The 8,015-nt window shown below is 57.2% G+C and carries 4 protein-coding genes and 1 pseudogene; 1 reads left to right on the forward strand and 4 read right to left on the reverse strand.

Annotation, left to right across the window (positions count from 1 at the left end):
• Nucleotides 1-84 precede the first annotated feature (84 nt).
• The 3 genes from AA105894_RS09265 to AA105894_RS09275 form a co-directional block, all read right to left on the reverse strand.
• Nucleotides 85-2,799, reverse strand: coding sequence for a glycosyltransferase (locus AA105894_RS09265; RefSeq protein ID WP_267311470.1), 2,715 nt, complete (start codon nucleotides 2,797-2,799; stop codon nucleotides 85-87).
• A gap of 148 nt (nucleotides 2,800-2,947) precedes the next feature.
• Complete coding sequence (locus AA105894_RS09270; RefSeq protein WP_267311471.1) at nucleotides 2,948-4,387, reverse strand: beta strand repeat-containing protein; 1,440 nt, start codon at nucleotides 4,385-4,387, stop codon at nucleotides 2,948-2,950.
• A gap of 839 nt (nucleotides 4,388-5,226) precedes the next feature.
• Entirely contained in the window at nucleotides 5,227-7,260 is a 2,034-nt protein-coding gene (locus AA105894_RS09275; protein WP_267311472.1) for an NAD(+) synthase, read from the reverse strand.
• A 192-nt stretch (nucleotides 7,261-7,452) separates the two neighbouring features.
• Between AA105894_RS09275 and AA105894_RS09280 the strand changes: the two genes are divergently transcribed.
• Nucleotides 7,453-7,623: a DUF1328 family protein gene (locus AA105894_RS09280; protein ID WP_188425765.1), complete on the forward strand. Its 171-nt coding sequence runs from the start codon at nucleotides 7,453-7,455 to the stop codon at nucleotides 7,621-7,623.
• 58 nt (nucleotides 7,624-7,681) lie between these two features.
• Here AA105894_RS09280 and AA105894_RS09285 read toward each other — a convergent pair.
• Nucleotides 7,682-8,015: pseudogene (locus AA105894_RS09285) on the reverse strand (hypothetical protein); the annotation flags it as partial.

Genomic DNA, 8,015 nt, shown 5'->3' on the forward strand with positions numbered 1-8,015 from the left:
TCTCTAGGGACAGACAAGAAAAAACCCTCCCCCAAGACGGGGGGGAGGGTTTTTTTGTGGCGGGTTGACGTTTGAAGGCTCGGGTCAGGAAGCCCTGTCCAGAATGCGACGATAGAGACTGGCGAGCTCCTGAGCCTGATCGTCATAGCTCGGCAGGCTGCCCTTGTTCGGATTGATATACCCGTCGAAACGGTCTTTGCGGTCAAGCACTGCCTCGATGGCCTCCTGGAGCGGCGCAGGATCGTCAATGATCGGGATCAGCGAACCATTGACGCCATCGACGATTTCCTCGGCCTGCCCACCGGGCGCCGTTGAAATGACCCAGACATCGCGCGACAGCGCCTCGCGAACGGTCAGCCCATAGCTCTCGCGCCATTGCGACGGGAAAAGCAGCACATCGACCTGATCGTAAAAATCATCGAGTTCTGCCTGGGTATAGGCGGGCACGGTGCGGATCGTGCCTCTCACCAGCCATTCCGATGTATCGATGGAAGGATAACCGAGATTGAGGGTGTTATCGACCAGCACCAGCTCCCAGTCGCCGCGTGTCATGCTTTCGAGAGCTTTGCGAATCAGCTCATAGCCTTTGATCTTGCCAGTCCCGCCCACGAAACCGAAACGCAGTTTGGCGCCGCTCGGTCTTTTGGCTTTCGGGCGTGATGGCCAGGTGAAACCATTGCGGTTGATCTGGATGCGATCTGCCGGCACGCCGTTACGGACGTAGAGGTTCTTGTGTTCTTCGGACGGGCTGAGAATGGCGGCAGCGCCCTCCAATGCCTGACGCATGAGTTTGCGTCGCTCACCCAGATAACGCGCGCGGGTGGAATTGCCAGGGGCCAGGGGGATCTCATCGCTTTCGAGATGGTACTGGCCGTCATCGCGCGTGATAAAGAGGTTATCTGAAAGCCACCAGCAATCATGCAGACTGATAATGTAAGGAACGCCGCGCCTCTGGCAGGCCCGGGCCATGCCCACACCCATTTCCTGAATGGCATGAAAGTGAACCAGATCGACATCCCAGGCATCAATCCAGCGTTCAATCTGACGCTCGATGGCCAGGTTGTCTGCTCCGCTATTACGTCCTGCAACGACCGAGAATACATCTGTGTCGAGGATGCGATAGCGCAAGGCACCATCGGGCAGTTCATCAAGGACCGGACGCGTGGTCATGACGCTGTTTTCGAAACCGGCTTTCCTTAATGGGTCGAGTATGGCCTCGACGACGATCGTGGCTCCCCCGAAAGACCGTGGTGCGAAGAAAAGGTTTACCTGCAAGACGCGCGGTGCCTTGCGGGCGAAAGCAGGAGGTTTGCCGAAAATAGGAGCGGCCTGATGCGTCAGGATATGCTCTGGCGCATAGAGCGACAGGGCCGTTTCCCTTGCTCTTCGGCCAAGGCGCTGCCTTAGGGCGGGATCGTGTGCGAGCAAAAGCAGAGCGTCCCGCCAGTCTTCTGCCGTTTCTGCCAGAAAGCCATTCTGCCCCGACTGGATTACTTGGCGATAGGTATCGGTTGGCGAACAGATGGAGGGCAATTCGAGAATTGCCGCTTCGAGGAATTTGATATTGCTCTTGCAGTCGTTGAAAATCGTGTTTTCAAGCGGGGCAATGGCAATGTCGGTTTGCGCCAATTCGCCAAGATAGGCAGCATAGGAAGTCTCGCTGCGGCGCTGCACCCTCGAGCCGAACTGAGAAAAGTCCTCGGAAATGCGGAGCGGTCCTACAATCAGCAGGTTGATCCTGGGGTCCTGCTGCATGGCAGCAATCAGACCAATTTCGGCACATCTGAAATCTGCGTCATGCGCACGGCTTCCCGACCCATAACAGACCTGGATCTTGTCTTGCTCGCGAGAGGTGGGCGCAGCTGAGATTGACTCTGCCAGATGAAGGGTTTCTTCATCCAGGGCATTCTCAAGTACCAGGACCCCTTCGATACCGGCATCGCGCATTTGTAAGGCGAGGGCCTCGGTCGATGCCAGCCCGCGTCCACAGGCCCGTAAGGCTCGAAGATAATTATCGGAGAGCTGGAGGAGCTCCTGTTGTTCCTGATAGGAAAGCGTCGCGAGATTGCCATTGCGGCGATAGAGACTTTTGGTGAAGAGAAGATCGTCTATCTCCCAGCGAGGCTTCAGACCGAGACGTTTTGCCTCTGCGATAAGAGAAAGAACAGAAGGAACACCAGGCACGCGATAGAAAAGCACCTGGGTGGCAATCTGAAGCGATGACAGGGCTTCATTGCCATCTTCCCAATCGACAATCTGCACAGTCCAGCCGAGGCGCCTAAGAAGCTCCGCTTTCTGTGTAACGCGATATTTCGTGCATTGCTGAAGGCCCATATCAGCGATGAGCAGATAATGGGGCCGAAGGATGGAGGATGCCTCGATTGCAGGTCGTCTCAGAAACTCAGCCTGCGCTTTTGTGGGGATGAAAAGCGGATCTTCCGCCTGATCGCGATGGCGCGAGAGGCGTCTTTTGGCAATGCCACCAGCGACGATGCGGCTGAAGGCTCTTCCGAGCCCTTGAGTACGCACGGAATCCTGCATTTGTTCCCAGGCTTCACCAATGGGAACGCCGCGGGGCAGTCGGCCGAGGGTGAGCGCTCTTACCCAGCGTAATGGCTCCATCATGCGCCAGGAGAGCGAGCGGCGCAAAAGCCTGAGTTGCTGCGTTGTGAGACGCAGTTCTGCCTGAAGCGAGTCGGCACGAAGTGTCGCAAGATGGAGCGAGGCAGCAATTACCTCTCGGTCTTCTGCCTGGGAAACAGAGGATAAGCCTGTGTTGTGATCGGGTCGTTCGGGCAAAAATCACTCACTCAGTGATGAGGACGCAAGCGGCTTCTTATAGCCCCCAAGGTCTGAAGGTCCAAATTCATCGCCAGAAAAACCAAAAGCCCGGTCTTGCGAACCGGGCCTTCGATCAAGGCGAACAAGATGATCGCGTTATGAGAGCTTAGCTGATGACGATGCTCGAGGCCTTCAGGTCGGTCACGCCAAGGAAGGTCACTTTCATGTTGTTGTCCAGCTGGAGCGTGGTGTTGCCGCCAGTGACCGTAGCCGTCGCCAGAAGCTCCTGCACGGCCTTGTCGGCATCGGCGGGCTTGTAATTGTACATGAAGAACATGTTGCCAGCCGCGCTACCGAAATCGGTGATGGTGATGTCACCACCATTATGGCCTGCGAGAACGCCGAAGGTGTTCGCCGCGCCGCTGCCACCCGTAACGGTCGCAAAGCTATCGCCATTGGAGTCGGCGAACTGCGTGCCGAAGACCATGTGATCGGAGCCGGAGGTTCCGATGATCGTGTTGTTGCCTGCACCGGTCCAGGCTTCGAGCGTGCCTGCCGAGGAAGACGCGTCGATATACTGGCTGCCGGTCGTGTTGGGCTGGTTTGCCGTGAACAGGGCGAGACCGCTCGTATTGACGGTAGCGCGCAGGTCGTTTGCGCCCCAGATCGTGCCAAGCCCCGCATTGATCGAGGTGCTGCCCGTACCCGAGATGAATTTCAGAGCGCCGGAAACACTGATCGACTGATTCGTGCCGTGATAGACGTCCAGATCACCAGCTGCCGAGATGGTGTCACCCACCGAACCAACGATGGTACCCGTGCTGCTCGAGAAATTGACCGTCGAGCCGGTACCACCGAAGACTGTGCTGTTGATGCCGACAGTGATCTGGCTTCCGGAGAGGGCCGAATCGACGACAAGCGAGTTGGACTGCAGGGTGACGACAGACTGTCCACCAAGGATTGTAACCGTGTCGGAAGAATTCTCGACGCCGGTGATTGTATCCTGGCCTTCAGAAGCAACGAAATTGGCGCCTGTGCCAAGGGTAATAAGGTTCTGTCCGTCACCCGCGCGGATATTGTTTGTGCCGGCTGCAGCGTAGATCGTGTCGTTCCCGTCTCCGGTCGCGATTGTCCAGTTGCCGGTATGGTTGCGACCATCGAACAGGTTATTACCCATGGTCGAAACGAAGGTGCCGTTGTAATTGCCTGCGTAGAAGGTCACGCCTTCCATGTCGCCAGCCAGAACTGAGAGCGTGCTAGCCGTGATACCCGTGCCATCGACCGTGACGGCCTTTACGTTCGGCGTGATCGGCAGGTCCTGATCCGCGCTGTTGAATGCCGCACCCAGCGTACCAACAACGAGATTGCTGTAATTACCGGTCATCGAGAAGGCACCACCTGTCGTGATGACGCCCTGGACGAGGCTTGTCGTGGCAGACGGGGCGGTATTGCTACCCAGTGCGAGATCGACAGAGGTGAAGTCACCTGTCGCGACAGCGCCCAGAATCTGCGCTGCGTAGCTCGAGGCGAGTGTCTGCATGCGGGCACCTTCCACGGTGACCTGCACAGTCATGCCAGACGAACCAACTACCGTTACGATCGCCATGCGACCAGCTCCTTTATTATTATTGGAGGCTTCAGACAAAGACCGTTACATTTTGCGCGGGACATCGCCCCCGCTGTCGGTCGAGCCGTCTACCAAGACCTGCATCGGAAAATCAACTTTTTTATAGATGTCTTAACCAATCCCTCGAGTCAATAAATCAAAGGTATTGGACATGATTCGATACTAGTTTGTCAGAAACCCACGTGATGAACGCGCATTTGTGATGAAGAAATAATTTGAAATAATCAGGACTGGAGAAAAACCCTGGTTTCCAAGGTTTTTTTGTCTTCTTCACCCATATTATGGGAAATTGATTACTCACGTTGTCGCGATGAATGCGTTTTGTGTCTTGTTACAATGCGGGGTCGATGTGTGAGGTATGATTTATACTGAGAAAGAAAAAGAGACGATTTCTTGATAAAATAATTTCATTTTTCTGTTCTATCTCTGGTTTTTCAGGAAAATTCCATCGCTAGTCCGTTGATATAGGGTCAAAAAATACGAACGCGGTGGATGAGGTTTTCGAAAAAATCTGTCCAACTATTAGCTTGTTCTGCGTTTATTTCTTATAGAGCGAAAGCGCAGCTCACGAATTCCTGATCAGCATTCGGGACAAATTCGGATTTGCGCAGCCTGCGCCTTTGAAAAATACCGCTCAGTTCGGCTTCTTCTGCCTTGCCACCCGCAAGAGCGAGACTTTGTGCCGATCCGGCTTAGTGGAAAGAAGAAACGCTTTCGCGCAGCGAGCTCGGAAAGAGGCAAAGTTTCGCGCAAGGCTACTGACCGCTGCCTTGCGAAGAGTAGCGGGTTCAAATCGATCTGACGGGCGAGATATGTGTCTAAAGAGCGGTCTTTTCCAGCTCTTCAAGCCACGCTGCTGCTGTTCCGTCTGAAGGCGCGCGCCATTCGCCGCGGGGGGACAGGCTTCCTCCCGATGAAAGCTTGGGCCCGTTGGGCAGAGCCGATCGCTTGAACTGGCTGAAGCCGAAGAAGCGCGTCAGAAACACCTTGAGCCAGTGGCGAATGACGGCGGCGTCGTAAGCCAGTTTTCTGTCTTCGGGGAAATAGGCTGGCCAGACACCGCGATCCTTTTCTTCCCAGGCCTGCAGCGCGAGAAAAAGGATCTTGCTCGGGCGAAAGCCGTAGCGCAGCACATAATAGAGTGTGAAATCCTGCAGGGCGTATGGACCGATTTTGTCTTCGGTCTTCTGCACGCCCTCGGCACCGGCAGGCACGAGTTCAGGCGTGATTTCCGCCGAGACAATGCTTTCGAGCACAGGGGCGATCGTGTCGCCGAGCCCACCCTTGCGGGCCAGCCAGCGTATCAGATGCTGGATAAGCGTTTTTGGCATGCCAGCATTGACGTTATAATGCGACATCTGGTCGCCCACGCCATAGGTGCACCAGCCGAGCGCCAGTTCGGACAGATCACCCGTGCCGATCACAATCCCGTTGCGCTGATTGGCAAGACGGAACAGGAAGTCGGTACGCAGCCCAGCCTGAACATTTTCGAATGTGATGTCATGCACCGGCGCACCCGAGGCGAAGGGATGGCCGATGGTCTCCAGCATCTGCATGGCCGTCGGTCTGATATCGAGTTCGTGGGCATCGACGCCCAGCGCTGTCATCAGCCTGTGGGCGAGACTCAGGCTGGCATCGCCGGTCGCAAAACCCGGCATGGTATAGGCATCGACCCGGTCGCGACTCCAACCGAGTTCATCGGCAGCGCGGGCCGCCACCAGAAGGGCGAGCGTGGAGTCGAGGCCGCCCGACACGCCGATCACGCAGCGTTCGACTCCGCTCGTCCTAAGGCGTTGAGTGAGGGCGCGCACCTGAATGGTCCAGGCTTCATAGCAATCCTGATCCAGTCGGCGCGGATTCTCTGGTACGAAAGGAAAGCGCGGGACGACGCGGTGAAAGCCGATATCGCCCTCGACGGGTGCTAGTGTGAAGCTGATTCGGCGCCATTGCGCATGATCATTGGCGCGGGCGCAGTCATGGAAGCTGCCCATGCGCATGCGTTCCTGACGGATCAGGTCGAGATCGATATCAGCAAGCGTCATCTGCGCCGTGACAGGAAAGCGGTCTGACTCGCCCAGAAGACGACCTGCCTCATAGACGGAAACCTGACCGTCCCACGCGACGTCAGTTGTCGATTCACCGGCCCCGGCCGCAGCGTAGACATAGGCGCAAAGGGCGCGTTGCGATTGGGCGCGACACAGCAAATGGCGGTCTTCGGACTTGCCGATGGTGATGGTGCTGGCCGAAGGATTGCCGATCACCGTTGCGCCTGCCATGGCGAGCGCCGTGCTGGGCGGGTTGGGCACCCAGAGATCTTCACAGATCTCGATGCCAAGCGTGAAGCCGGGCAGATCCTGCGCTTCAAAAATCAGATCGGCCCCGAACGGTACGTCCTGTCCGCCAAGCCGCAGCGTCTCGTCACTAATGTCGACTCCCGCCACGAAATGGCGCGAGTCATAGAATTCGCGATAATTCGGCAGGTAGGATTTCGGCACGATACCGAGAATCCTGCCCTGATGGAGTACCACCGCGCAGTTGAAGAGCCGACCTCGCTGCACGAGTGGCGCGCCAACGACGATGACAGTCTTCCATGCGAGACTTTCGGTCTGCAACCGGAGCAGGCAATCGGTCACACCATCGAGCAGAGCATCCTGCTGGCGCAGATCGTCAATTGCGTAGCCCGAAAGACAAAGTTCGGGGAAGACAGCGAGAGCCGCACCGGCAGCGGCGCTTTCATGTGCCAGCGCAACGATCTGCTGCAGGTTATGGCGAGGGTCGGCAAGGCGCACAGGAACCGTGCAGGCCGCAACCCGGGCAAAACCATGACGATAGAGAGATCGAAATGCGCTCATGGGATCATCTCCTGCAGCATTGGCCCGGGAACAGGCTGCCGGTTCCCGCACCGGCTTTCGCCCAGAAACGTCTTTCCAGATTAAAAGACAAGGCCCTGTCGTTACGAAGCAAACCGTTGCGTGGCTGACCCGTTCACCCAAAGACCCGGGATCATGACGATTTTGTTATGTTCCATTCAAGGAGTTATCGCCATGGACCTTCTTCGCTGGACAATCGTCTTCCTGATCCTTGCCCTGCTTGCCGGGCTGCTCGGTTTTGGCGGCATCTCCGCTGACTTTGCCTCGATCGGCAAGATCCTGTTCTTTATTTTCCTGGTGCTGTTCGTTCTCAGCTTCATATTCGGCCGCGGCCGTATGCGCTGACCCCGGGTTCAAATGCGGGTGCAGGCCGATCCGGCCTGCACCTTTCTTTATACCTGGCCTAGTAGCCGTTCGGGTCCGGGTCGCCGGGATAGGCGTTCGGATAGGTTCCCGGATATGTGCCGGGATAGGTATAGCCCGGAGGGGGCGCGCAATTGGCATATCCCCCGCATTGATAGGTATAGGGGGCTGCCGCATAGCCGCCGCCGTAATAGGGATTGGCGTAGTAGGAGCTTGTCACGGCAGCACCGATGACAGCGCCGGTTGCTACACCGAGGCCCCATCCGCCCCAGCCTCCACCCCAGCCGCCCCAACCCCAGCCGCCGCCCCATCCGGGCGAGCCCCAGCCATAACCGACCCAGCCCGGGCCACCCCAGCCCCAGCCGGGGCCACGC

This window comes from Asaia spathodeae NBRC 105894, assembly GCF_025994195.1.
In the GTDB taxonomy this organism is placed as follows: Bacteria; Pseudomonadota; Alphaproteobacteria; order Acetobacterales; family Acetobacteraceae; genus Asaia; species Asaia siamensis.